Annotated in this window: 20 protein-coding genes; 8 read left to right on the top strand and 12 right to left on the bottom strand. The window is 68.7% G+C overall.

Annotated elements, in window-relative coordinates:
• Position 1 precedes the first annotated feature (1 nt).
• A complete protein-coding gene (locus ACLB1G_RS23255; protein ID WP_491629627.1) occupies positions 2–1444 on the bottom strand; it encodes an aldehyde dehydrogenase in 1443 nt (480 codons plus the stop codon).
• A 63-nt stretch (positions 1445–1507) separates the two neighbouring features.
• Positions 1508–2344, bottom strand: a complete 837-nt coding sequence (locus ACLB1G_RS23250) for a p-hydroxycinnamoyl CoA hydratase/lyase (protein ID WP_491629626.1) — start codon at positions 2342–2344, stop codon at positions 1508–1510.
• An 89-nt stretch (positions 2345–2433) separates the two neighbouring features.
• Between ACLB1G_RS23250 and ACLB1G_RS23245 the strand changes: the two genes are divergently transcribed.
• Positions 2434–2880 (top strand): MarR family winged helix-turn-helix transcriptional regulator, encoded by a 447-nt coding sequence (locus tag ACLB1G_RS23245; protein ID WP_491629625.1) that lies wholly within the window; start codon positions 2434–2436, stop codon positions 2878–2880.
• A 7-nt stretch (positions 2881–2887) separates the two neighbouring features.
• On the opposite strand, the gene ACLB1G_RS23240 is transcribed toward ACLB1G_RS23245, so the two are convergent.
• Entirely contained in the window at positions 2888–4084 is a 1197-nt protein-coding gene (locus tag ACLB1G_RS23240) for a GGDEF domain-containing protein (protein WP_491629624.1), read from the bottom strand.
• Between the two features lie 210 nt (positions 4085–4294).
• Here ACLB1G_RS23240 and ACLB1G_RS23235 point away from each other — a divergent pair, with 210 nt between their 5' ends.
• From ACLB1G_RS23235 to ACLB1G_RS23220, 4 genes are all read left to right on the top strand, one after another.
• Positions 4295–5767 carry an SEL1-like repeat protein gene (locus ACLB1G_RS23235; protein ID WP_491629623.1) on the top strand — a complete coding sequence of 491 codons (1473 nt, stop codon included), beginning with the start codon at positions 4295–4297 and terminating at the stop codon, positions 5765–5767.
• 149 nt (positions 5768–5916) lie between these two features.
• The gene (locus ACLB1G_RS23230) at positions 5917–6903 is read left to right on the top strand and encodes a transglutaminase family protein (protein WP_491629622.1); all 987 of its coding nucleotides are present in this window, start codon (positions 5917–5919) and stop codon (positions 6901–6903) included.
• A gap of 117 nt (positions 6904–7020) precedes the next feature.
• Positions 7021–10506, top strand: coding sequence for a transglutaminase family protein (locus ACLB1G_RS23225; protein ID WP_491629645.1), 3486 nt, complete (start codon positions 7021–7023; stop codon positions 10504–10506).
• Between the two features lie 14 nt (positions 10507–10520).
• Positions 10521–13034, top strand: coding sequence for a circularly permuted type 2 ATP-grasp protein (locus ACLB1G_RS23220; RefSeq protein WP_491629621.1), 2514 nt, complete (start codon positions 10521–10523; stop codon positions 13032–13034).
• Here the strand turns inward: ACLB1G_RS23220 and ACLB1G_RS23215 are convergent.
• Entirely contained in the window at positions 13031–13747 is a 717-nt protein-coding gene (locus ACLB1G_RS23215) for a PEPxxWA-CTERM sorting domain-containing protein (protein ID WP_491629620.1), read from the bottom strand. The two genes, ACLB1G_RS23220 and ACLB1G_RS23215, sit on opposite strands and share 4 nt — an antisense overlap.
• 143 nt (positions 13748–13890) lie before the next feature.
• Between ACLB1G_RS23215 and ACLB1G_RS23210 the strand changes: the two genes are divergently transcribed.
• Positions 13891–14433 carry a DUF2058 domain-containing protein gene (locus ACLB1G_RS23210; RefSeq protein ID WP_491629619.1) on the top strand — a complete coding sequence of 181 codons (543 nt, stop codon included), beginning with the start codon at positions 13891–13893 and terminating at the stop codon, positions 14431–14433.
• On the opposite strand, the gene ACLB1G_RS23205 is transcribed toward ACLB1G_RS23210, so the two are convergent.
• Together ACLB1G_RS23205 and ACLB1G_RS23200 are read right to left on the bottom strand one after the other, a co-directional pair.
• Positions 14394–15161: a DNA-formamidopyrimidine glycosylase family protein gene (locus ACLB1G_RS23205; RefSeq protein WP_491629618.1), complete on the bottom strand. Its 768-nt coding sequence runs from the start codon at positions 15159–15161 to the stop codon at positions 14394–14396. The two genes, ACLB1G_RS23210 and ACLB1G_RS23205, sit on opposite strands and share 40 nt — an antisense overlap.
• A 71-nt stretch (positions 15162–15232) precedes the next feature.
• Positions 15233–15751, bottom strand: coding sequence for a nuclear transport factor 2 family protein (locus tag ACLB1G_RS23200; protein ID WP_491629617.1), 519 nt, complete (start codon positions 15749–15751; stop codon positions 15233–15235).
• A gap of 152 nt (positions 15752–15903) precedes the next feature.
• Between ACLB1G_RS23200 and ACLB1G_RS23195 the strand changes: the two genes are divergently transcribed.
• The gene (locus ACLB1G_RS23195) at positions 15904–16530 is read left to right on the top strand and encodes a DNA-binding protein (protein ID WP_491629616.1); all 627 of its coding nucleotides are present in this window, start codon (positions 15904–15906) and stop codon (positions 16528–16530) included.
• 7 nt (positions 16531–16537) lie between these two features.
• On the opposite strand, the gene ACLB1G_RS23190 is transcribed toward ACLB1G_RS23195, so the two are convergent.
• The 3 genes from ACLB1G_RS23190 to ACLB1G_RS23180 all read right to left on the bottom strand — a co-directional run bounded on the left by ACLB1G_RS23190 (position 16538) and on the right by ACLB1G_RS23180 (position 20099).
• Complete coding sequence (locus ACLB1G_RS23190; protein ID WP_491629615.1) at positions 16538–18217, bottom strand: GH39 family glycosyl hydrolase; 1680 nt, start codon at positions 18215–18217, stop codon at positions 16538–16540.
• A 101-nt stretch (positions 18218–18318) separates the two neighbouring features.
• On the bottom strand, positions 18319–19029 hold the full coding sequence (locus tag ACLB1G_RS23185) for a LytR/AlgR family response regulator transcription factor (protein WP_491629614.1): 711 nt from the start codon (positions 19027–19029) through the stop codon (positions 18319–18321).
• The gene (locus ACLB1G_RS23180) at positions 19026–20099 is read right to left on the bottom strand and encodes a sensor histidine kinase (protein WP_491629613.1); all 1074 of its coding nucleotides are present in this window, start codon (positions 20097–20099) and stop codon (positions 19026–19028) included. Before ACLB1G_RS23180 ends, ACLB1G_RS23185 begins: the two co-directional genes overlap by 4 nt.
• A 147-nt stretch (positions 20100–20246) precedes the next feature.
• Here ACLB1G_RS23180 and ACLB1G_RS23175 point away from each other — a divergent pair, with 147 nt between their 5' ends.
• Entirely contained in the window at positions 20247–21137 is an 891-nt protein-coding gene (locus ACLB1G_RS23175) for a DJ-1/PfpI family protein (RefSeq protein ID WP_491629612.1), read from the top strand.
• A 27-nt stretch (positions 21138–21164) separates the two neighbouring features.
• Here the strand turns inward: ACLB1G_RS23175 and ACLB1G_RS23170 are convergent, their stop codons facing one another.
• The 3 genes from ACLB1G_RS23170 to ACLB1G_RS23160 all read right to left on the bottom strand — a co-directional run bounded on the left by ACLB1G_RS23170 (position 21165) and on the right by ACLB1G_RS23160 (position 24002).
• Complete coding sequence (locus tag ACLB1G_RS23170; protein WP_491629611.1) at positions 21165–22379, bottom strand: vanadium-dependent haloperoxidase; 1215 nt, start codon at positions 22377–22379, stop codon at positions 21165–21167.
• A gap of 113 nt (positions 22380–22492) precedes the next feature.
• Complete coding sequence (locus ACLB1G_RS23165) at positions 22493–23626, bottom strand: methyl-accepting chemotaxis protein (protein ID WP_491629610.1); 1134 nt, start codon at positions 23624–23626, stop codon at positions 22493–22495.
• A gap of 1 nt (position 23627) precedes the next feature.
• Positions 23628–24002, bottom strand: coding sequence for a response regulator (locus tag ACLB1G_RS23160; RefSeq protein WP_491629609.1), 375 nt, complete (start codon positions 24000–24002; stop codon positions 23628–23630).
• Positions 24003–24004 lie beyond the last annotated feature (2 nt).

The raw sequence follows: 24004 nt of genomic DNA, 5'->3' as shown, positions 1-24004 counted from the left end.
CTCAGATCGGGTAGTGGCGCGGCGTGGTCTGGATGGTGATCCAGCGCAGTTCCGTGAACTCGGCAATGGCGGCCTTGCCGCCAAAGCGCCCGTAGCCGCTGGCCTTGACCCCGCCGAACGGCATTTGCGCCTCGTCGTGCACGGTGGGGCCGTTGATGTGGCAGATGCCGGACTCGATGCGGCGCGCCACCGCCATGGCGCGGGCTATGTCGCGGCTGAACACGGCCGAGGACAGGCCGTATTCGCTGTCGTTGGCCAGCCGCACGCCCTCGTCGTCGCCGGCGAAACGCAGGATGGAGACGATGGGGCCGAAGGATTCGTGCTGGTACACCGCCATCTCGGGCGTCACGCCGTCGACCAGGGCCGGCTGCAGGATGTTGCCCTGGGCCGGGGCGAGGCCGGGCAGCACTTGCGCGCCGCGTTCGACCGCATCGCGCAGCATGCCTTCCACGCGCGATGCGGCGGCCGGGTCGACCATGCCGGCCAGCGGCGCGTCGGATGGCGCGGCCTTGAGCGAGGCGGTCTTGGCGGCGAACTTTTGCAGGAAGGCGTCGGCCACCTTGCGGTCGACCAGGATGCGGTCGGCCGACATGCAGATCTGGCCCTGGTTGAAATAGGCGCTGAAGGCGGCCGCTTCCACGGCTTCATCGAGGTCGGCGTCGTCCAGCACCACGATGGGGTTCTTGCCGCCCAGTTCCAGCAGCACGGGTTTCAAGTGCTTGGCGGCGTGCTGGGCCACGATGCGGCCCACGCCGGTGGAGCCGGTGAAGTTAATGCGGCGCACGGCCGGATGGGCGATCAGGCTTTCCACCAGCTGCGGCGCATCCTGGGGCGCGTTGGTGATGACGTTGACCACGCCGGGCGGGAAGCCGGCGTCCTCGAACACGGCGCCGATCAGGCGGTGCAGGGACGGGCACAGCTCGGAGGCCTTGAGCACCACGGTATTGCCGCAGGCGAGCGGCATGGCCAGGGCGCGGGTACCGAGGATGACGGGCGCGTTCCAGGGCGCGATGCCCAGCACCACGCCGCAGGCCTGGCGTATGCCCAGCGCCATGGAGCCGGGCACGTCGGACGGGATCACTTCGCCGCCGATCTGGGTGGTCATGGCGGCCGCTTCGCGCAGCATGTTGGCGGCCAGGGTGACGTTGAACTGGTACCACACCGGGCTGCCGCCCGCTTCGGCCACGCCGCGCTCGACGAATTCGGCGCGGCGCGCCTCCATGGCGTCGGCGGCCTTCAGCAGCAGGGCGCGGCGGGCGCCGGGTAGCAGGGCGGACCAGGCCGGGAAGGCATCCTTGGCGGCCTGCACGGCGCGCGCGCCGTCTTCCAGGGTGGCGGCGGCGGCGCGGGTGGCGACCTCGCCGGTGGCGGGATTGCGGCGTTCAAAGGTGGCGTTGCCGGTGGCGGCGGCCGCGCCGCCGATCAGCAGATCAGATACGAACATGAGATGTCTCCTCTTTCGATGGAACTGGGCTGGAAGCTGCGGCTTTTAATTTAATTATGCAGCTCAGACCGGGCGCTTGTAGGCCTGCAGGCCGGGCTTGATGGTCTTGTCGTCCAAGAATTGCTTGAGGCCTTCCTTGCGGCCCTTTTCCGGATCGCGGTGGTTGGACTGGTCGGTCTTGGCGTACAGGTAGTCCTCGCCCTGTTCCCAGGTCAGTTCGCGGCAGCGCTTGAAGCCGATCTTGGCGTAGCGCAGCACCACCGGATTCTTTTCCAGCAGCTTGTTGGCCAGCTCGATCACGGCCTCGCGCAGCTGTTCCTTGGGCACGCTCTTGTTGATCAGGCCCATGGCGGCCGCTTCCTTGCCGGTGAAGGTGTCGCCGGTCATGATGTAGTGCAGGGCCTGGCGGTGGCCCATGGTGTCGGCCACGGCCTTGCTCACCAGGTTGCCGGGCGGGATGCCCCAGTTCACTTCGGACAGGCCGAACACGGCCTCGTCGGCGGCAATCGCCAGGTCGCAGGCCACCAGCGGCGAGAAGGCGCCGCCGAAGCACCAGCCGTTCACCATGGCGATGGTGGCCTTGCTGTACATGCGCAGCAGTTTCCATTGCCATTGCGAGCAGTCGCGGCGCATGCGCTCCTGCATGATTTCCGGCTTGCCGTCGGTCTCGCGGAAGTATTCCTTCAGGTCCATGCCGGCGGTCCAGGCTTCGCCGGCGCCGGTCAGCACGATCACCTGGGCGTCGTCGTCCAGTTCCAGGGTTTCCAGCACGTCTATCATTTCCCGGTTCAGGGTCGGGCTCATGGCGTTGCGCTTTTCCGGGCGGTTCAGGGTGATCCAGCCGATGCCGTTTTCGACATCCACCTTCACGGTTTGCCAGCGCGCTTCATACTTGGACATACAATGTCTCCTTGGGGTCAAATTATTATCAGGCTTCCTGATATGTGACTTATACTATACCCACATGAACCGCATTACAAGCACAATTTATGGTTGATCATTCCCCGTCCAAACCCATGGGGCTGGCCTATCTGGCCGGCCGCCTCGACCACGTATTGAACAAGCGCCTGCGCGAGGTGCTGGCGCCCCACGGGCTGACGGTGCCGCAGTACACGGCGCTGTCGGTGTTCCGCGCCCAGGGCGCGCTATCGAACGCCCAGCTGGCCGAGCGCACCATGATTTCACCGCAATCGGCCAACGAGATGGTCAAGACCATGGAGGCGGGCGGCTGGATCGCGCGCACGCCGGACCCGGCCCACGGCCGCATCATCCAGATCAGCCTGACGGAGCACGGCCACGCCGTGCTGCGCGATTGCGACGTGGTGGTGGCGCAAGTGGAAGCGCGCATGTTCCCCGGCCTGTCCGAGCAGGAGCTCAGCCGCCTGCACGCCCAGCTGCGCGGCGCGGTGCGGGCGCTCAGCGTGCAGGGGAATTGAAGGTGGGTCAGGCCCAGGCTGGCACTGGCGCCGCCATGGCGGCCGTCGGGACCGCCTCGCCGTGCACGCACACCCGGTTGCGGCCCGATTGCTTGGCCAGGTACAGGGCCTGGTCGGCGCGGCGCAGCAGCGCCTCCCAATCCTCGCCCGGTTCAGCCAGCGCCAGGCCGACGCTGACCGTCAATCCCACCTCGTGGCCCTCGGCTTGCAGCGGCTCGGCGGCAATGGCGGCGCGCAGCCGCTCCGCCATCTGGCGGCAGGCCGGCGCGCCGGTGTCCTCCACCAGTACCGCGAATTCCTCGCCGCCGGTGCGGAACAGGGCGTCGTAGCCACGCAAGCTGCAGCCAGCCACGCGGGTGGCGTGCACGATGGCGGCGTCGCCCACGGCGTGGCCGTGGCGGTCGTTGATACGCTTGAAGTAATCGATGTCGAACACGATGAAGGCCGGCGCTGTCCCGCCGCGGCTGAAGCGCTGGAAAGCGCGCCGGGCTTGTTCCTGCAGCGCGCGCCGGTTGTACCAGCCGGTCAGGCTGTCGCGCAGGGCGGCGCGGCGCAGCGCCAGTTCCTGCTGGCGCATCACGATCAGGGCGCAGCTCATTACGCCGGCCGACAGGAATACCAGCACCGACAGCGAACCTATGGTCTGAGACAACTGGTTGCCCATGTAGGTCAGCTGGCCGCCGGCCAGCGCGATCCATAGGGCGCGCACCACCAGCTGCAGCATGAAGGCGCCTTCCACCAGCATCAGCGGCAGGTAGGACGGCTTGGCCTCGCCCGGCGGCAGGCGCCAGATACACCACACCACATGGGCGTTGCAGGCCGCGATCAAGGGTGTCAGCAGCAGCAGCCGGTGCAGCACCGAACTCTGGGTAAACGGCAGCAGGTGCAGCAGCGGCACGCCGGCCAGCAGCGCGGCCAGCAATGCATGGCGCGGGCGCAGGCCCAGGTGGCGCCGCAGCCCGGCCGCGATCATGAAGTGGCCGCCGATATAGAAGGCGTTGCCGAGGGCAGGCATGGCAGGGTGCTTGAAGTCGGTCACGCCGGCCACGAAGGCCACCGCGTTGGAAGCAAGGAACAGGGTGCCGGCCGCCGACCAGTCCAGCAGGCAGGCCGCGCGCGAGCTGGCGCGGTACAGCAGCAGCATGGTGACGGCCATGATGGCCGACGCCAGGCCGGAGGTGACCACCAGCGTGAACGCGTCCATGAATTCCTCTTGGGTAAAAAATAAAGCTTTTGAGCAAGCTGAGCAGCATAGTATCTTGAAACGTGGTGGTCAAATCTCTCAAAAGATTGCTCTGTTGCTGCAATGCGATAGTTGCGCGCGCGATTTATCATCAAAGCCATAACGGTTACTCATTTGCGGACCGCCGTTATTTAAAACAAACTTATTCCACCAATAAAAACAGGAGATCCCATGAAGACCGCCGTATCGCTGATGAGTTTGCTCATGCTGGCTGGCGCCGCCCGCGCCCAGGCCGAACAGGCGCCCGCGCCCATCCCCTCGGTATCGGTGAACGCCAAGCGCCAGACAGTGGATCCCTCGGACGTGATCACGGCCAAGAGCAAGGTGTTGTCGCGCAAGTTCGCGTCCTCCTGCGCCTTCATGAGCACCTATAACCCGGCCGAGGACGACGTCATGCTCAAGTATCTGAGCGACTTCAATTCGCTGGGCAACACGGCCGGCAATGGTCTGGACAAATTCAGCGACACTGCCCCGAATGGCGACGTCTCCAATATGGCCCTGTCCTCGTCGATCGAAGACCCCATGGCTGGCGTGGCCATGCCGGACGGCATGGAGCCGGCCGTCAAGTGCGGCCAGAACGACCGCAACTTCGCGGCCGGCCGCAACGCCATCGCGCGCAAGGACAAATCGCTGGAGCAAGCCTTCGACGCCCTGGACCGCAACGATTACGCCACCGCCCTGCAGCAGTTCAACGTGGCCTGGAGCAAGGTCGGCTACGAGGAGGCAGCCCTGATGCTGGGCAAGATGCACCTGTACGGCCAGGGTACGCCGCGCGACAGCAAGCAGGCCGTCAAGTGGTTCCGCGAAGTGGTGGAGGCGCGCTATGACCCGACCCAGGACCGGCTGCGCTTCAACCCGAAAAACCCCGGCGCCCTGAACCCCCGCTGCGAGGCGGCCATGACCCTGGCCAAAATGTACCTGTTGGGCCAGGGCGTACCCAAGGATGCGGGCGAGGCGCGCAAATGGTATGCCAAGGCGGTCGACATGGGCTATATCCCCGCCAGCAACACCCTGGGCCTGGCTTACCTGGGCGGCCTGGGCGGCGAGAAAGACCCGGCCAAGGGCCTGGCCTACCTGAAGGAGGGCGCTGAGGCCGGCTACACGGTGGCGCAGTACAGCCTGGCCAAGGCCTATTACACGGGCGAAAACGGCGTACCGCAGGACTTCAAGCAGGCCGGCGCCTGGTTCGTGGAGGCAGGCAAGGGCGGCAATGCCGACGCCCTGTTCGCGGCCGGCCGCATGTATGACCTGGGCGAGGGCGTGGACCCGGACCAGAAGCGCGCCCTGGTGTACTACAAGGAGTCGGCGGTGAAGGGCAATGCCGACGCCCAGGCTGCCCTGGCCACCTATTTCTACGCGGGCCAGGAAGTGCCCAAGGACCTGGCCACGGCGCGCAAGCTGTTCAGCGAAGCCGCCATGCACGGCCAGCCGGACGCCATGTACAACCTGGGCGTGATGTCGGCCCTGGGCGAGGGCGGGCCCAAGGACCTGGCCATGGGCTATGTGTGGCTGAGCCTGGCCAAGGCCTCCGCCAACGAGGCGGCCGGCCCGGCCCTGAAGGCGGTCGAGCCGCAGCTGACGGCACAGGACCGCGCCAAGGCGGACGCCATCCTGAAACCGGCGCCCAAGGCCAAGGCCGGCTGATCGCCGGTCGGCGGCGGTGCGCATGCTTCCCCCGGCCGGCGCCGGAGCGGCCGGGCGCATGCCGGCCAGCCGGCAGCCGTGTTACATTGCGGCTTATATTTTGTATCACAGCCACCAGGGCGCGCGCACAGGGCGCGCCGGAGACCCGCATGAGCTTACCTCCCGAGGCCGCGCCACACTGCCGCTACCACATCCTGCACGAGACCCGCTACCGCTACCAGGGCGTGGTCACCCTGTCGCAGCAGGTGCTGCACCTGACCCCGCGCGACTTCGCCCACCAGCGCACCGAGTCGCACCGCATCCACATCGAGCCGGCCGTGGACGAGTGCAGCGAGCGCAGCGACTACTTCGGCAACCTGGTGCGCCATGTCGGCATCAGCGCGCCGCACCAGTCGCTGCTGGTGCGCTCGGAAGCCGTGGTGGCCATGCTGGCGCGTCCCGGCCCGGAGGTGCTGGCGGCCTCGCCGCCCTGGGAGTCCCTGCGCGACCTGGTCCAGCACTCGTCCGATCCGGCCCTGCTGGAAGCCTGCCGCTACCTGTATGAGTCGCCCCAGGTGCGCTGGAATGGCGAGATCGCGCAATTTGCGCGGGCCAGCTTCAAGCCCGGCCGCGCCCTGCTGCAGGCGGCCATGGAGCTGGCCGTGCGCATCGGCGCCGAATTCGAGTTCGATCCCCAGGCTACCGACATTTCCACTCCGCTGGAACAGGTCATGGCCGGCCGCCGCGGCGTGTGCCAGGATTTTGCCCAGCTGATGGTGGGCTGTCTGCGCAGCCTGGGCCTGCCGGCGCGCTACGTCAGCGGCTATATCCTGACCCATCCGCCCGAGGGCCAGCCGCGCCTGGTGGGGGCGGACGCCTCGCACGCCTGGGTCTCGGTGTATTGCCCGCAGGCCGGCTGGATCGACTTCGATCCCACCAACCGCTGCCTGGTGCAGTACGAGCACCTGACCCTGGGCTGGGGGCGCGACTTCAGCGACGTCACGCCGCTGCGCGGGGTGGTGCTGGGCGGCGGCTGCCAGCAGCTGCAGGTCAACGTCACCATGACCCCGCTGGACGGGCGCCAGTCGGCCAGGCCGGCGCCGCCCATGGTGGCCAGCCAGGTGCAGGTGCAGGGCGTGCACCGGCCCGGCGCCTGAGCGCGGCGATACCGCCAGCCTCGCTGCACCGCCATGGTGCAGGAGGCCCTTGTCAAAGTGGTACAAATCCTGCTTACCCGTGGCGAGACCGCCAATTCGCTACAGGAGCATACCCGCATGGCCATCCGCGTCGCTCTGCACCACAAGACCAGCTACCGCTACGACCGCCAGGTGGCGCTCTCGCCCCATGAAGTGCGGCTGCGCCCGGCGCCGCATGCGCGCACGCCCATCCTGTCGTACTCGCTCAGCGTGACGCCCGAGCAGCACTTCATCAACTGGCAGCAGGACCCCTACGGCAACTACATTGCCCGCTACGTGTTCCCGGAGAAGACGGCGCTGCTGGAATTCACGGTGGACCTGGTGGCCGACATGACGGTCATCAATCCCTTCGACTTCTTCATCGAAGGCTATGCCGAGCGCTATCCCTTCGCCTACGCCGAGCAGCTGGCGGTCGAGCTGCAGCCCTACCTGCAGCCGGAACCGGCCGGCCCGCGCCTGCGCGCCTGGCTGGAGACGGCGCGCAGCGAGCTGGTGGAGCCGGACATGGGCACCAACGCCTTCCTGGTGGCGCTCAACCAGCGCCTGCAGCGCGACATCAATTACCTGCTGCGCATGGAGCCCGGCGTGCAGACGCCGGAGGAAACCCTGGAACTGGGCTGCGGCTCCTGCCGCGACAGCGGCTGGCTGCTGGTGCAGATCCTGCGGCACCTGGGGCTGGCGGCGCGCTTCGCCTCCGGCTACCTGATCCAGCTCGCCGCCGACCAGGAAGCGCTGGATGGCCCCAGCGGCACTGCGGTCGATTTCACCGACCTGCATGCCTGGGCCGAGGTGTATGTGCCGGGCGCCGGCTGGATAGGCCTGGACCCCACCTCCGGCATGCTGGCCGGCGAGGGCCACATCCCGCTGGCCTGCACCGCCACGCCCTCGTCGGCGGCGCCGGTGGTGGGCTTTGCCGATCCGGCCGAGGTGCATTTCTCGCACGAGATGACGGTCACCCGTATCCACGAGGACCCGCGCGTGACCAAGCCCTATGGCGACGACGAATGGCAGCGGGTCGAACAGTTGGGGCGCCAGGTGGACGCCGACCTGGTGGCCCAGGACGTGCGCCTGACCCAGGGCGGCGAGCCGACCTTCGTCTCCATCGACGACATGGACAGCCCGCAGTGGAACACGGCCGCCCACGGCGCCGAGAAGCGCGCCCTGGCCGGCCAGCTGGCGCAGCGCCTCAAGCGCCATTTCGCGCCCGGCGGCCTGCTGCACTACGGCCAGGGCAAGTGGTATCCGGGCGAACCGCTGCCGCGCTGGGCCCTGAATATTTATTGGCGCACCGACGGCCAGCCGGTATGGAAGGATGCCGGCCTGTTTGCCGACGAGGCCGTACCCGAGGGCTATGGCGACCAGGAGGCGGCCCGCTTCACGGCAGCCCTGGTGCGGGCCCTGCGCCTGCCGGCCGGCAGCGCGCTGCCGGCCTACGAGGACGTGCTGCAGCAGGCGCGCCGCGAGCAGGAGCTGCCGGTGAACGTCGATCCGCTCAAGGCCGACCTCAAGGCGCCGGACGAGCGGCGCCGCCTGGCGCGCCTGCTGGAGACCGGGCTGGGCGCGGTGGTCGGCTACGTGCTGCCGCTGCAGCCGCGCGAGCCGGAGCCCGGCAAGGCCACGGCCTGGCGCACTTCGCCCTGGCCGCTCAGGCGCGAACACCTGTACCTGATCGACGGCGATTCGCCCATGGGCCTGCGCCTGCCGCTGGGGGCGCTGCCCTGGGTGCAGCCGGAAGACCGTGAGCCGCGCTTCGATATCGACCCGTTCGCGCCGCGCGATCCGCTGCCGCAGCATGCCGCGCTGGGCGCGCAGGCGGCAGCGCGCGGCGCGTCGGCCGGCGCAAGCGGATTGGCTGCCAGCGCGGCAGCCAGTTCCACCGCCGGCGCCGGGACCGGTTCTGCTGGCGCCGCTGCCGGCGCCAGCCTGCGCGCCTCCGCCGGGCTGGCTGGCGTGCGTCCCGGCGACGCCGCGCAGCAGGCGGCCGCCCTTCAAGCCGCCGATACTGACGCTGTCGACCCGGACGCCGTGGCCGCGCGCGACGTCATCCACACCGCCCTGTGCGTGCAGGTGCGGGCCGGGCGCCTGTACGTGTTCATGCCGCCGCTGACCCGGCTGGAGGAGTACCTGGCGCTGGTGGCGGCGGTCGAGGCCAGCGCCGCCGAGGCCCGCGTCAAGCTGTGGCTGGAAGGCTATCCGCCTCCGCGCGACCCGCGCATCAAGCTGCTCAGCGTGACGCCCGACCCCGGCGTGATCGAGGTGAACATCCACCCGGCCACCAGCTGGGACGAGCTGGTGCACAACACCAGCACCCTGTACCAGGAAGCCCGCTTGTGCCGCCTGGGCACGGAAAAATTCATGTACGACGGCCGCCACACGGGCACCGGCGGCGGCAACCACGCCACCCTGGGCGGCGCCAGCGCCGAGGACAGCCCGCTGCTGCGCCGTCCCGACCTGCTGCGCAGCCTGATCACCTACTGGCAGAACCATCCGGCCCTGTCCTATCTGTTCTCCGGCACTTTCATCGGCCCCACCAGCCAGGCGCCGCGCGTCGACGAGGCGCGCGACGACAACCTGTACGAGCTGGCCATCGCCTTCCAGCAGATGGACCAGGTGCTGCCCACCCTGCATCCGGGCGACAAGCCGTGGATAGTGGACCGCCTGCTGCGCAACCTGCTGGTGGACCTGACCGGCAACACCCACCGCGCCGAATTCTCGATCGACAAGCTGTATTCGCCGGACGGTCCCACCGGCCGCCTCGGCCTGCTGGAATTCCGCGGCTTCGAGATGCCGCCACACGAGCGTATGAGCCTGGTGCAGATGCTGCTGCTGCGGGCCCTGGTGGCGCGTTTCTGGCGCGAACCCTACCAGGGCAAGCTGGTGCACTGGGGTACGGCCCTGCACGACCGCTGGATGCTGCCGCACTTCGTGGCCCAGGACATGCGCGACGTCGTGGCCGACCTGCGCCGCGCCGGCTACGCCTTCGAGGAAGGCTGGTTCGACCCCTTCATCGAATTCCGCTTCCCGCGCTACGGCACCGTGGCCTACGCCGGGGTCGAGCTGGAGCTGCGCCAGGCCATCGAGCCGTGGAACGTGCTGGGCGAAGAAATGAGCGGCGGCGGCACCGCGCGCTACGTCGATTCCTCGGTCGAGCGCATGCAGCTGCTGGTGCGCGGCATGACCGACGGCCGCCACGTGGTGGCCTGCAACGGCCGCCAGCTGCCGCTGCACCCGACCGGCGTGCCGGGCGAATACGTGGCCGGGGTGCGCTTCCGCGCCTGGAGCCCGTGGTCGGCGCTGCATCCCACCATCAAGGTGCAGGCGCCGCTCACCTTCGACCTGGTCGATACCTGGAGCGCACGCGCCATCGGCGGCTGCACCTACCACGTGGCCCATCCGGGCGGGCGCAACGAAACCGGGGCGCCGGTCAACGCCAACGCGGCCGAGGCGCGCCGCTTCGCCCGCTTCTGGAGCCACGGCCACACGCCGGGTCCGATGGCGGTGCGGCGCGAGGCGGCCAATCCCAGCTTCCCGCTGACCCTGGATTTGCGCTGGCAAGCCCCATGACGGTATGCTGAGGGATGCGCACCAACTCCCCGCCACCGCCGCCGGGCGGCCTGCTGGCCGGCTATCCGGCCGCCGCCGACGCCTACGATGAAATGCTGGACGCCCAGCAGCGCCCGCGCGCGCACTGGCGCGCCCTGCTGGACATCCTGCAGTCCGAGCCGGAGGAGGCCATGCAGGCGCGGGTGGACGCCGTGCGGCGCCAGGTGCGCGAGAATGGCGTCACCTACAACGTCTACGCCGACCTCAAAGGCAACCAGCGGCCCTGGGACCTGAACGCGCTGCCGCTGATACTGCCGCACGACGAGTGGGCCGCGATCGAGGCGGCCGTGATCCAGCGCGCCACCCTGCTCAACCGCATCCTGCTGGATGTGTACGGGCCGCAGCGCCTGCTGGCCGACGGCCTGCTGCCGCCGGCCCTGGTGCACGGCCATGCCGGCTTCCTGCGGCCCTGCCACGGCATCCGCCACCTGGGCAACGTGGCCCTGCATTTCTACGCCCTGGACCTGGCGCGCGCGCCGGACGGACGCTGGTGGGTGGTCAGCGACCGCACCCAGGCCCCGTCCGGGGCCGGCTACGCGTTGGAAAACCGCACCGTCATCAGCCGCGCCTTCCCCGAGCTGCTGCGCGAACTGAATGTGCGCAACCTGAACCCCTTCTTCGACACCATGCGCGCCAGCCTGTCGACCTGGGGCCGGCAGTGCGCCGCCTACGGCCCGGGCGCGGCGCCGCTGCGGCCCGGTGAGCCGCCTAACATGGTGGTGCTGACGCCCGGTCCGCTGAACGAAACCTACTACGAGCACGCCTACCTGGCGCGCCATCTGGGCCTGCCGCTGGTGCAAGGCAGCGACCTGACCGTGCGCCAGGGCATGGTGTGGCTCAAGTCGTTGTCCGGCATGCAGCGCGTGCACGTGATCCTGCGCCGGGTGGACGACGACTTTTGCGATCCGCTGGAGCTGCGCGCCGACTCCGCGCTGGGTGTGGCCGGGCTGACCGAGGCGGCCCGCCTGGGCAATGTCCTGATCACCAACAGCCTCGGCTCCAGCCTGCTGGAATCGGGCGCCCTGCTGGGTTTTTTGCCCTCGCTGTGCCAGCAGCTGCTGGGCGAGGAATTGAAGATGCCGTCGGTGGCCACCTGGTGGTGTGGCCAGCCGGAGGCGCTGGAGCAGGTGGTGGCCAACCTGGAGCGGCTGGTGATCTCGCCCAGCCATCCGCAGCTGCGCTGGCGGCCGGTGTACGGCATGGACCTGGACGCGCGCGGCCGCGCGGCGCTGGAGGCGCAGCTGCGCGCCCATCCGGCCAACTATGTGGCGCAGGAGCTGGTGCGGCTGTCGCAGGCGCCGGTGTGGAAGCGCGACGCCGGACCGGCCGGTCTGTATCCCTGCGCCACCGGGCTGCGCGTGTATGCCTGCGCCACGCCCAAGGGCTATGTGCTGATGCCGGGCGGCCTGACCCGGGTCGCCACCGGCCCGGACGCGCGCGTGATCACCATGCAGCAGGGCGGCGGCTCCAAGGACACCTGGGTCCAGGCCAGGTCGCGCGTGGTGGCGGCGCCGCCCGAGGCGCGCCTGCGCACCAGCCGCGACCTGGTGCGCGACGATACCCATTTGTCCAGCCGCATGGCGGAAAACCTGTTCTGGCTGGGCCGCAACGCCGAACGCTGCGACGATGTCGCGCGCCTGCTGCGAGTCTGCCTCGATTACCAGTTCTACAGCCATCCCGAGCAGCGCGGGTCCGAGTGGCAGGCCATGACCGGCCTGTGCGCCTGGTTCGGCCTGCTGCGGCCCGGGGACGAGGCGGACGACGAGGCCATCGCCGAGCAGCTGCTGCGCGCGGTCGGCTGCGGCGACGGTCCCGGCCTGGTGTGCCAGCAGCAGGCCCTGTACGGCAGCGCCATGCAGCTGCGCGAGCGGCTCTCGGCCGACAACTGGCGCGCGCTGCAGCGCATGGGCCAGGCCGCCCCCGGGCCGCAGCCGCTGACCCGGGCCGAAGCCATGCAGCTGCTCGACACGGCGGTGGAAGCCAACATGCTGATGTCCGGCTATGCGCTGGACGGCATGAACCGCGACCTGGGCTGGCGCTTCATGTCGCTGGGGCGGCGCCTGGAACGGCTGCTGTTCCAGTGCCAGCTGCTGCAGCGCGGGCTGGCCATGGGCGACCGGGGTGAACTGGACTGGCTGCTGGAATTGTCGGACAGCGTGATCACCTACCGCGCGCGCTACCAGTCGCAGCCGGAGTGGCTGCCGCTACTGGACTTGCTGGTGCTGGACGAGAGCAACCCGCGCTCCATCGTGTTCCAGGTCGAGGGCATCCTGAATACCTTGCGCAAGCTGCCCATGGAGGCGGAAAGCGCGGGCGGCGGCGACGCCCTGCCGGCCCTGCGCGCCGAGCTGCTGGCGCTGGACGCCAGCGAGGACCTATACGGCGGCAGCACCTACCTGCAGGACTTGCTGGGACGGCTGGTGGTGGCGGCGCAGGCCCTGTCTGACCAGGTGGCGCTGCGCTATTTCACCCATACCCACAAGGATTAGCGCGCGTTGCGGCGGCGCATGGCGCCGATCAACCCCAGCCCGCCCAGCAGCATGGCCCAGCTGGCCGGCTCCGGCACCGGCAGCGCGGCCACCACGGCGAACGGGGCGATTTCTATGTATTTCTGGCCCAGGGCGTCGACCTGCACCAGGCTGCTGCGCAGGATGGTGCTGATCTCGTAGCTCTCGAAGTGGGTGGCGCTGCCGCTGGCATCCAGGTTGGGATACATGAGGTCGCCGTGGATGCCGCCATGGCTCAGCCCCAGGTTGTGGCCCAGCTCATGCGCCACCACGGTGCTGCCGTACACGGCGTTGCCGGCCACATAGGAATTGACGGCCAACCCGCCCAGGCCGACCCAGCCCAGGCCGATCACGCCGCTGGTGGGGGCGCCGCCCAGGCTGGGATCGAAGGAATCGATGAAGAACACCGGCACGGCCTTCGCCGCTACGCCCAGGGTGCTATGCGCATAGCTGTAGCCGGCCATGGTGTTGAACTCGGCCTGGTTCAGCACCGTCCAGTCGGGATGGACGATGGTGCGGGCGGCGTCGATCCGGATGTCGATGCCCAGGCCGGCCACGCCGAAGATGGCGTCCAGCTGGTTTTCATAGAGGGTGACGCTGCCGGCCTGGACGGCGCCGGCGCAGCACAGCAGCACGGGCAGCAGTACGTGAGGGAGTATGGGCCGCAATACGCGGCCCAACAAGGTCTTGAACATGGTGATCCCCAGGTGAATGTTATTGTGGCAACTTTCGGCAGGGTATCAGCATACATTCATTTTTGTCAATTATCCGAAGGCGGGTGGATTTGCTATCCTTACGCTTTTCCGCCGTCCCGGTGGGCTTACGAATGGAGTCGCACATGGTTTCCCTACAAGATCAGCTGCTGAAAGCCGGCCTGGTAAACAAGGGCAAGGTCAAGCAAGTCAATCACGAGAAGAACAACCAGAAAAAGCAGGAGCGCCGCAGCGGCACCGAAAGCGTGGACGAAGCCCGGCTGGCGGCCCAGGAGGCCCAGCGCAAGCAGGCCGAGCGTGCTCGTGAACTGAACGCCCAGCGCGATGCGGCTGCCGCCCAGAAGGCCGTCGCGGCCCAGATCGCCCAGCTGGTCAGGGAAAACCGCCAGGACAAGGGCAAGGCCACCGACAGCCCTTACCACTACACCTACGACAACAAGGTCGAGCGCATCTACGTGTCGGACAAGGTGCGCGAGCATCTGGTGGCCGGGCGGCTGGTGATCGTGCGCCAGGGCGAGCAGGCCGAGCTGGTGCCGCGCGTGGTGGCCGACAAGATCGCCGAGCGCAATCCCGCCATCGTGGTGCGCGTCAACAAGCCCAGCGAGGCGGTCGCGGCGGAGGACGATCCCTACGCCGATTTCAAGATCCCGGACGACTTCACCTGGTAACGCTTCTGGCAATTCTCGCACCAGAAGCTGCGCCGCCGCGTCGTGCCCAGTTGGCCCTTGTGGAAGGGGATGTGGCAGCGCGGGCAGGTGCTTTTGGTGTGCGCCAGCCAGTGCTGCTTCAGCACCCCGGCCTTTTTCCATGCCAGGAAATCAAAGCTGTACTGGCGCGCCTGCTCCACCAGTTCGCGCAGCTTGCGCTCGGGAAGGGCGCCGATCTCGGACAGCGGGTGCAGGCGGATGCGGAACAGCACCTCGTTCTTGATGATGTTGCCCACGCCTGAAAACACCTCCTGGTCGAGCAGGGCGTCGCAGGCCAGCTTGGCAGGCATGGCGCGCAGTTTTTTTCGCGCCAGGGCGGCCGACCAGGCCTCGGCCATGACGTCGGCGCGCCAGTCGTACACGGCGTCCAGGTCGGCCTCGACCGGCTTGATGGCGCAGGCATAGAAATTCAGTTCCGACCCATCCGCAAAACCCAGCGCCAGGCGCGGCGCGGCGTCGCGCCGCTGATTGATGCGGTAGCTGCCGAACAGCAGGAAGTGCACGCGCAGCACGGTGTGCGGCAGCACGATGAGGAAATGCTTGCCCCAGCTGCGCAAGTCGAGGATGGTCTGGCCTTCCAGACTGGGAATATCGACGGTCTTGCTGTTGCCGCCGGCGTGGGCGATGGTCTTGCCGATGAAGCTGGCGGCTTCTTCCTTCAGGATGACGATGGAGGGGCCTTCGGGCATGCTGTGCCTGCGGTGGGTGAGCGTGCGGCCATGCTAGCGTGTTCCGCCGCCTGGCGTAGCACGGCTGGCGGCTACAGCTTGGATTCGCGCTGCACCACGAAGGCTGCGACCTTCCACTGGCCATCCACCAGCACCAGCTGCAGGCTGTCCAGGCCGGGCTGGCGCTGGCGCGGATCGCCCGGCTCCCTGCCGTAGAACATCACATCGACGTGGGCCACGCTGCCCACCTGGGTGATGCGCGCCTCGCGGATGGCTTCGGCATAGCCCACGTTCTCGTCGCGGTGCTCGCGCATGTAGTTGCGCCAGCCGGTGATGAAGGCGTCGATGTCCTGGGCGCGGGCGGCCTGGCCGGGCACGGCCTCCACCACGAAGGCGGCGCCGTCCAGGAAGCAGGCGCGCATGGCTGCCCAGTCCGGCTCCTGGCGCGGCGCATAGTTGAAGGCCTGGTACAGGCGGTCCAGCAGGGCGCGTATCTGCGCGTATTCGGGTGAGCCGGGCTGCGGCGTCACGGCCGGGATGGCTGCCGCCTGGGCCTGGGCGGGGAGCGGCGTGGCCAGCAGGGCCAGCAGGAAAAGTGCGGGTTTCAGCATGGGGCAGGTCATCGGCTTGTCATATTGCATCAAATTGCAACATACCAATCCCTTCTTGCGCTGTCAAAAGGCCGCGCACTATTGCCAGCTAGCAAGCACATCCGGTATCGTGAGCGCCTAAGATATGGTTCACCCCCAGCATGGAGATGGTAATGACAGAAGTCACCTACGATGCGGTCGCGGCCGCCGCCGCCAACCTGGAGCAGGAGGGCGGCCGCGCCACCGCCGACGCCGTGCGCGAGGCCCTGGGCGCAGGCTCCGTCGCCGCCATCCACCGCCACCTGTCGGCCTGGCGCGCCGCCAGCGCCGTGCCGGCCGAGGCGCCCAAGGCCGAGCTGCCAGACTCGCTGCTGGCCGCGCTGGGCGACTGGGCCCGCCAGTATGCCCAGGATGCGGGTAGCGGCGCGCGCGACGCCCTGTCGCAATCGGAAGGCGATACGGCCGCGCTGCTGGCCTCCGTGGAGCGGCTGGAGGCCGAGCGCGACGACTTGCGCGATACCATAGACAGCCTGACAGCTGAACTGCGCAACGCCCGCCATATCGCCTCCGAGGCCCTGGTCGGCAAGGCCAAGGACCAGCTTGCCATAGACGGCAAGGACCGCCAGATTGCCGACCTGCGCAACCAGATCGAGCGCAATGTAGCCGAGGCCGCCACCCAGTCGGACGCCCTGCTGGCGGTGCAGATGGAACTGGTGGGCGCCACCACCGCGCGCGACAATTTCGAAGCCGAAATCAGGGACTTGCGGGCCCAGCTGGATGCGCGCCGTGCCCGCCCCTGAACCTGCTTCAATAGCTTAGCGTAATCAGCGAGACCGCCTGGCGCGGCAGCTGGAAACGGATGCTGGCCTTGCCCTCGGGCGTGGCCAGCGTTCCGGCCGGGGCGGCCTCGGCCAGCTCGCTGGCCTGCTTGAGCTGCGCGACCTGGGCCGCCGTCGGCTGTGCTGGCGAGCCCATGCGCAGCCAGGCCGCGTAGGCATTGCTGTGCTCCTGGTCGATGCGGTAATGGCGCAGCTTGACCTGTCCGGCCGGGATGCCGCTGACCTGCAATTCCACAGGGGAGCCGGCGTCGATGATGTCGTCGTCGTGATAGTTCCACACCAGTACCGCGATGCCGTGCGCATCGCGGCTGGCCAGGGCGTTGATGTCGGTGCGCGCCCCGCGCACGCCGCCGGCCATGATGGCGGCAGTATCGTAGGCCTGGTCGCCGCCCACCGCCACCCGCTCGCCGCGCATCATGCCGAACATGCGGAACACGTTCAGCACCGGTTTGTTGACGCCGTTGGTGGCCAGGTCGCGGAAGCCGGCGAACCAGGGCTGGTCCTCGAACTCGAACGACCAGTTCACCGCCCCGATCAGCTTGACCCCGCGCCGCGCCGCCAGCTCGTATTCACGCGCGATCGAGGCTGCCGTATAGCTGGCGTACAAGGTCCCGTTGCGGTAGGCGTTTTCCGGGTTGGTCTGCATGCCGCAGGCGGCGCAGCCCTCCGGATCGGACTCGCCGATGATGACCGGGATGCCCTTGAGTTCGGGATATTTTTCCACCAGGGCGAAACCGCGGTCCAGGCGCTGGAAGTGGATGCCCATGCCCATCCGCACCCGGCCGCCCACCACCTGCGGCTGGCCCTTGGCGTGGAAGGCCACGAAGTCCAGCGGCGAGCCGGTCTTGCCGGTCTTGTAGTTGACGCCGTGCAGGGCGTGCTGCAGGAAGTCGTCCATGAACTTGCCCTGGCCGGCCGTGTGCGGACCGCCGAAACGGGCCGTCGGCAGGGCGCGCTTGACGGCGTCGGCCGCGTAGTCGTACATCTTGAAGTAAGCCAGCTTGGTGTCGGGCGCGATCAGGTAGAGGCCGTCCGGCTCGTTCCACACTTCCCAGTACCAGCTTTCGACTTCCTTCTGGCCGTAGCGTTGCACGCAGTGGCGCACCCACTGATAGATGAGCTCGGCCCACTTGTCGTAATCCTTGGGCGGCGTGGCCCAGCCGGTCAGGATGTCCTGGTAGGGCGCGCCCGGCTTCCACTGGTGCTGGTAGGGCTGGGGCCGCTGCGACAGGGCTTGCGGCATGAAACCTATCTGCGCCAACGGCTTCATGCCGCGCTGGATATAGGTATCGAAGATCTGGTCGATGATGGTCCAGTCGTACACCGGCTTGCCGTCCGCGTCCTCGCTGTACATGCCGGTCGAGCCCCATTTGAGGGCATAGCTGCCGTCGCCCGAGGTCATCAGGTTGTGGGCCCGCACATACACGGGGACCGGACTCAGGGCCGCGATGTCGCTGAGCAGCTGCCTGCCGTTGGGAGCGGTGGTGTAGTTGGGTTCGTCGTAGCCGAACCAGGCCCAGATCGGCGTCATCGGGCCCTGTGTCTGAGCCGCGTCGACCGTTAGTTTGACGGGCGTGGATGCCGGTGGAGCGGCCAGGCAGCATGGCGCGGCGGCCGCCAGGGCCAGGGCGGCAAGTAGTCTCTTCATTGTTATTCTCTTCCGGTGAGTGGTGCGGCGATGGTAGGACTATCCGCCGGGACGGTCCAATAACGCTTGCGCATGTTCAGATACCGGATTCGACATCGCATCTATGCCGTACCCAGCCGTTCCACGATGGCCTTGCGGTGGCGGCGGCTCAGGCGCAGGCGTTGTCCACCCGCCAGCAGCACTTCGTATTCGCCGTCGGCGCGCAGTTCAAGCGCCCGCACCCGCTCCAGGTTGACGATGGCCGAGCGGTGTATGCGCTGGAAGCCGTGCGCCGCCAGCAGCTGATCCAGCTCCGCCAGGCTGCGCCGCAGCAAATGGGCGCGGCCGCCCGCGTGCAGGGTGGCGTAATAGTCGCTGGCCTCGACCCAGTCGATGTCGGCGAAATTCAGCACCTCCAGCGTGCCGCCGTGCTTGACCAGGAAGCGGTGCTGCTCGCCGGGCTTGCGCCAGCGCTCCCGAACGCGCGCCAATACCGTGGCGAAGCGCTGGTCGTCGAAGGGCTTGAGCAGATAATCGAGCGCGCCGACCTCGAAGGCGCGCAGGGCGAACTGGTGGTGCGCCGTGACGAACACGATGGCGAACGCGGGCGAAGGGCCCAGCTGCTCCAGCAGTGCGAAGCCGTTGCACTCGGGCATGTCGACGTCGAGGAACACCAGGTCGGGCCGGGCCGCCGGCAGCGCCGCCAGCGCTTCCTCGGCCGAGCCGTACTGCCCCACCAGGACGATGGCCGGATCGCGCGCCAGCAGGGCCGCCACGTTGGCGCGCGCCAGCGGCTCGTCGTCGATGATCAGGGCGCGCAAGGGTTCCATCATGCGCGGCGCCAGGGCAGGGCGACGCTGGCCAGCACGCCGCCGTCCTGGTTGCGCAGCACCAGCGTGGCCGCCTCACCGTACAGCGCCGCCAGCCGCAGGCGCGTGTTGGACAGGCCGACGCCGTCGGCCAGCGGCTCGGACAGTGCCGGTCCCTCGTTGTACACGGAGAGCGTCAGCAGTCCGCCGTCGCGCTCGGCCATCACCCGCAGCGCGCCACCCCGGGCGCGTTTCGCGATGCCATGCTTGATGGCGTTTTCCACCAGCGGCTGCAGGATGAAATCGGGCACCTGCGCCGCCAGCAGCGGTTCCGGAATATCGATCTGGCAGCGCAGCCGTTCGGCAAAGCGCAGCTGCTGGATGTCCAGGTATTGGCGCACGAAGCCGGCCTCGTCCTGCAGGGGAACGAACTGCAGCTCCGAACGGTCGGTCACGCGCCGCAGCAGGTCGCCCAGGGCCGCGATGGCGGCCACTGCCTCGGCCTCGCGCCGTGCGCGTATCAGCCCGGTCACGGCGTTCAAGGCGTTGAAGATGAAATGCGGTTCGAGCTGCAGGCGCAGCGCGGCCAGCTGCGCCTGGGCCAGCAGTGCGGCCAGGCGCGCACCCGCTTCGCGCTCCTGCTGCAGCCGTTCCTGGGTGTCCAGGCTGATGCTGAGCACCACGATGGCGCCGTACAGGATGGCGCCACCTACCAGGTTGCCGAGGAATTTCCCGCGCCACAGCAGGCCGTAGGGATCGGCGTGAGCGTAGGCGTAGGGATTGGCCGCGTGTTCCAGCAGCGCGCCCCAGGCAGCCCACAGCGCGCCTGTCGCCAGCCAGGCCGCGCCATGCGCGAGCCAGGGCCGGACCGACCTGGCCGGAAGCGGCTGGCGGCGCAGCAGGGCCAGCACGGCGGGCGTGCACAGCGCCCACACCGCCCACGTAGCCATGGTCACGAAGAACAGCGTCAGCCAGGCATGCTGCATGCCCATGGCCCGCATCGAGACCACGGTCTGGGTGGCGTCGAACAGCGCCAGGGCCAGCCAGGCGCCCGTCACCTGGCGCCAGCCCCGGGTAGAGTAATAAGCGGTCATGGCCGTCATGATAGGGGAAAACGGCGAGGCCGGAGCGTTCATGCAGCCAAGTCACGGCGTGCTGCAGGCAAGCGGCTCGCGCCGCCGCCGCGCCGGGGCGACACTACCCGTTCCGCCACCACGGGTGGCTCTTTGCATGGAAACTTGATGAACCGACGTGACCTTTTCCGTTTGTCCACCGCCCTGGGTGTGGCCGCCGCGCTGCCTGCTCCAGGTCAGGCCGCCCGCCCGGCCGTGCCGGCTGCCGCACCGCTGGCGCCGCCCGCCCATGGCGCCATCGCCGTGGCCTTCCTGCTGTCGGACGACGCCGTCGTGATCGACTTCGCCGGGCCTTGGGAAGTGTTCGCCAACGTGGCCGTGCCGGGCCGAGGCGACGCGCCCGTGTTCCAGCTCTACACCGTGGCCGAGACCCTGGCGCCGGTCCGCGCCGTGGGCGGCATGACCATCATCCCCACCCATACCTTTGCCAGCGCGCCCCAGCCCCAGGTGATCGTGATCCCGGCGCAGCAAGCGCCCAGCGCGGCCGTGCTGGCCTGGGTCAGGGCCGCCTCGCGCGGCGCCGACCTCACCATGTCGGTCTGCACCGGGGCCTTCCTGCTGGCGCAAACGGGACTGCTGTCGGGCCTGCCCGCCACCACCCATCACGGCGCCTACAGCGAGTTCGCGATGGCGTTTCCGGACGTCGCCCTGAAGCGCGGCGCACGCTATGTCGAGAGCGGCAAGCTGGCCAGCGCTGGCGGCCTGTCGTCCGGTATCGACTTGGCGCTGCGTGTGGTCGAGCGCTATTTCGGCCGCGCCGTGGCAAGCAGCACGGCCGACAGCCTGGAATACCAGGGCCAGGGCTGGCTGAACCCGGACGCCAACCAAGCCTATGCCCGGCGCCGCCGCTCCAGCGCCGCCCACCCGCTGTGCCCCGTGTGCGACATGGAGGTGGACCGTACGCTGTCTGCCGCCTGGCGCGGCAAGACTTACTACTTCTGCATGGCTTCGCACCAGGCGCTGTTCGAACAACATCCGGCGGCGTTTTTGGCGGGATAAGGCCGGCCGTCAAGGCAAGGCGGCGGCCTACGGATGCCGGGACGGCAGCATGGTGGACAATACGTGCTGTCCGACACTGGCGCCCAGCTTCTCGCCGGCCTGGTTGCTGTTACGGTAGTGTACGCCGCCCCAGATCCTCGCCATCGCGACTTCGTCCACCAGCTGCCGGATACTGTCGTACTCGCGGGTGGTGCCCGGCATGGCGCGGAAGTCCAGCACGAAGGCAGGGCTTTGCCGGTCGCCGTAGGCCGCCGTCAGCACCACCGCCGCCGCACCATCGGCTGCGCAGTGGGCGCATGGATACTCGGGATGCGGCGGCGTATCGATCAGCGGGCGCCAGGCCGGATCGCGCTCGGTGGCAGGATTGCCGTCCTGGTCGCCATTCCGGATGGCGGTGATCGGGCGCCAGAAATTGTAGTGGTACTTGGCATCGAACACGGCCAGGTAGGCGTCGAACAGCGCCACGTTCAGGAGCGCGTAGGTGCGTGCATTGTCTGCCAGCGCAAGCGTGCGGCGCCCGGACAGGATGCGCGCCACCTGGTTCCATGCTGGCGGCCCCAACTGCTCCCAGAAACGCGCTGTTTCCGATTGGCGCGGGCTGCGGCGGGTGCTGTCGATGGCGCCCCATTCCTTGGTCTCGTTGAAGTCGCGGGCCCAGACCGCGCTGTCGAGCGCGGGCGGCGGCGGCGGCCGGAACTGGGCGTTGGCGGCCAGTGAAAATGGCTTGCGCAAGGCGATGTTGCTGACCACGGGCAAGCCGGTGGGGACATACACTCCCGGTGCGGCATAAGGACGGTAGGTATCGGCAGCGCCGATGGTGCCGTCATTCTGCCGCTGGGCCAGCACCAGGCGCGCGGCCGCCTCTCCCGAGGCGATGGCGGCTGCCCTGCCGTCCCCGGCCTGCGCACCAGCCAGGGCTTCGCCGTAATGCCGGTCTATGGCATCCTTCTGTTTGGGGTAGAGGCTGGCCAGCACCATGTGCGCGGCCGCGTGCGCGGCGGCCTCGGGCGCGGCGCCTGGCGCCCCGGCCGGCTGCCCATCCTTCCGCCCCCCCTGAGCTATGGCCTGATACATGGCAAGGTGCATGATGGCCAGGGTACGCGACATCACGAGGGGATTGCCCGCTATCGCCGGGCCTTCCGCTATCATCGCCGTGTTCGCATACTGGTTCCAGTCGGCGACCAGGTCGGCCTTGGCGGCGGGCGATATCGCCATGGCTGCCGCGAACAGGAAGCGCTGCATGATAAGTCCCCCGCAATGGTGAGTGTGGCCAGAATAGCATGGCTGACGCCGGGCAGGAGCAAACGTCGCCCATCCCGCGGCGGCGCCATTTCGCCTGCCGCCCTGGCCGCACCTCAGAACAGCTCGATCGCCGGCGCGCCGTCGCCGTCGGCGCCAGGTTGGCCGTGGCGCGCTTCCTCCTCGGTATAGCTTGCCAGCAGGGCTTCCAGCCGGTCCGCCAGCTGGGTGGTCTCCGCATCTTCCTGCACCCGGGGCGCCAGCTGGGCCGCGATGGCGCCCCGTTCCTGGTTGGCCGCCACCAGGCGCTCCACGTGCTGGCGCAGGATATCCTGGAACTGCATGGCGCCCAGCACGTCCGCCGTCCCTTCGGCCAGGGCCACGCCGTGCGCCGCCACCGCCTCCAGCGGCGCGCGGTAGCAGGACGAGAGCTGGTCCAGCCGGGTTTGCAGGTGGCTCACATGCTCGGCCACCGCCGCCATCTCGCTGAATTCACGCGCGGCGGCCGTGGTGTTGACCTCCATGCCGTCCTCCAGCACGGCGCGGGCGCGAGCCAGGGCGCCGCCGATCTGGCTGGCCGCGGCATGCGAATTGGAGGCCAGCATGCGCATCTCGTTGGCCACCACGGCAAACGCCGCTCCCTGCGCGCCGGCGCGGCTGGCTTCGATGGCGGCGTTGACCGACAGCAGATGCGACTGCATGCTGATCGCCTGCACGGCTTCGGCCAGCCCGGACAGGGACCGGATTTCCGAGCTGAACTTGGCCAGTGTGTCCATGTCGTGCTGCACCCGGCGCGGCAGGTCGTTGAGGAAGGCCGCCACCCGTTCCAGCAGCGCCACATCCCTGGCCACGTGCTGCTCCTGGCTGGAGGCCTCGGCCATGGCCTGGTCCAGGCTGGCCAGCAGGCCCGAGCTGCGCTCCGACAGTGCGCGCATCCTCTCCATCACGGCCAGCGTGGACTGCTCGGTCTGGTCCACCATTTGCTGCAGGCTGTGCGCGAACGCGCCGTCCAGCGCGCTGCCGGCGGCGCCCAACCTCGCGGCCAGCGGCGTGCTTCCTGCGGTCGGCGACCCGGCGGCAGGCGACCCGGCGGCAGGCGACCCTGCGGCAGGCGCTCCGGCAAACGGTATCCTGGCGGTCAGCGCCTTGCCGGCCTCCGGCGGCGACAGGCCACGCCTGCGCGCCGCAGTGTATGCCGCCACCAGCCAGCGCCATGGCCCCCAGGCCGCTGCGCGCGAAAACAAACCCATGTCAGGCACCCGGCAGGACCTGGCGCACGATTTTCAGCAAATCGGCGCCGCCCACCGGCTTCACCATCCAGCCGGTGGCGCCCAGCTTCTTGGCTTCGTCGCGGCGCGCCTGCTGGCTTTCCGTGGTCAGCACCAGGATGGGCGTGAAGCGGAAACCGGCCGTGGCCCGCACCTTGCCGATGAACTCGATGCCGTTCATGTTCGGCATGTTGATATCGGTGATGATCAGGTCCGGCTTGGGGCCGGCGGCCAGCTTTTCCAGGCCCTTGAGGCCGTCGCTGGCGGTCAGCACGGTAAAACCGGCCAGCTCCAGGTTGTTCTTCAGGCTGAGCACCATGGTGCCCGAGTCGTCCACGACCAGTATGGTTTTTGCCATCG

It is taken from the genome of Duganella kummerowiae, from assembly GCF_053572355.1.
This window is presented reverse-complemented; position numbering and strand designations above follow the sequence as displayed.

Coding starts and splice junctions, on each gene's coding strand:
- ACLB1G_RS23255 (WP_491629627.1), bottom strand. CDS start 1,444: ATGTTCGTATCTGATCTGCTGATCGGCGGCGCGGCCGCCGCCACCGGC.
- ACLB1G_RS23250 (WP_491629626.1), bottom strand. CDS start 2,344: ATGTCCAAGTATGAAGCGCGCTGGCAAACCGTGAAGGTGGATGTCGAA.
- ACLB1G_RS23245 (WP_491629625.1), top strand. CDS start 2,434: ATGGTTGATCATTCCCCGTCCAAACCCATGGGGCTGGCCTATCTGGCC.
- ACLB1G_RS23240 (WP_491629624.1), bottom strand. CDS start 4,084: ATGGACGCGTTCACGCTGGTGGTCACCTCCGGCCTGGCGTCGGCCATC.
- ACLB1G_RS23235 (WP_491629623.1), top strand. CDS start 4,295: ATGAAGACCGCCGTATCGCTGATGAGTTTGCTCATGCTGGCTGGCGCC.
- ACLB1G_RS23230 (WP_491629622.1), top strand. CDS start 5,917: ATGAGCTTACCTCCCGAGGCCGCGCCACACTGCCGCTACCACATCCTG.
- ACLB1G_RS23225 (WP_491629645.1), top strand. CDS start 7,021: ATGGCCATCCGCGTCGCTCTGCACCACAAGACCAGCTACCGCTACGAC.
- ACLB1G_RS23220 (WP_491629621.1), top strand. CDS start 10,521: ATGCGCACCAACTCCCCGCCACCGCCGCCGGGCGGCCTGCTGGCCGGC.
- ACLB1G_RS23215 (WP_491629620.1), bottom strand. CDS start 13,747: ATGTTCAAGACCTTGTTGGGCCGCGTATTGCGGCCCATACTCCCTCAC.
- ACLB1G_RS23210 (WP_491629619.1), top strand. CDS start 13,891: ATGGTTTCCCTACAAGATCAGCTGCTGAAAGCCGGCCTGGTAAACAAG.
- ACLB1G_RS23205 (WP_491629618.1), bottom strand. CDS start 15,161: ATGCCCGAAGGCCCCTCCATCGTCATCCTGAAGGAAGAAGCCGCCAGC.
- ACLB1G_RS23200 (WP_491629617.1), bottom strand. CDS start 15,751: ATGCTGAAACCCGCACTTTTCCTGCTGGCCCTGCTGGCCACGCCGCTC.
- ACLB1G_RS23195 (WP_491629616.1), top strand. CDS start 15,904: ATGACAGAAGTCACCTACGATGCGGTCGCGGCCGCCGCCGCCAACCTG.
- ACLB1G_RS23190 (WP_491629615.1), bottom strand. CDS start 18,217: ATGAAGAGACTACTTGCCGCCCTGGCCCTGGCGGCCGCCGCGCCATGC.
- ACLB1G_RS23185 (WP_491629614.1), bottom strand. CDS start 19,029: ATGATGGAACCCTTGCGCGCCCTGATCATCGACGACGAGCCGCTGGCG.
- ACLB1G_RS23180 (WP_491629613.1), bottom strand. CDS start 20,099: ATGACCGCTTATTACTCTACCCGGGGCTGGCGCCAGGTGACGGGCGCC.
- ACLB1G_RS23175 (WP_491629612.1), top strand. CDS start 20,247: ATGAACCGACGTGACCTTTTCCGTTTGTCCACCGCCCTGGGTGTGGCC.
- ACLB1G_RS23170 (WP_491629611.1), bottom strand. CDS start 22,379: ATGCAGCGCTTCCTGTTCGCGGCAGCCATGGCGATATCGCCCGCCGCC.
- ACLB1G_RS23165 (WP_491629610.1), bottom strand. CDS start 23,626: ATGGGTTTGTTTTCGCGCGCAGCGGCCTGGGGGCCATGGCGCTGGCTG.
- ACLB1G_RS23160 (WP_491629609.1), bottom strand. CDS start 24,002: ATGGCAAAAACCATACTGGTCGTGGACGACTCGGGCACCATGGTGCTC.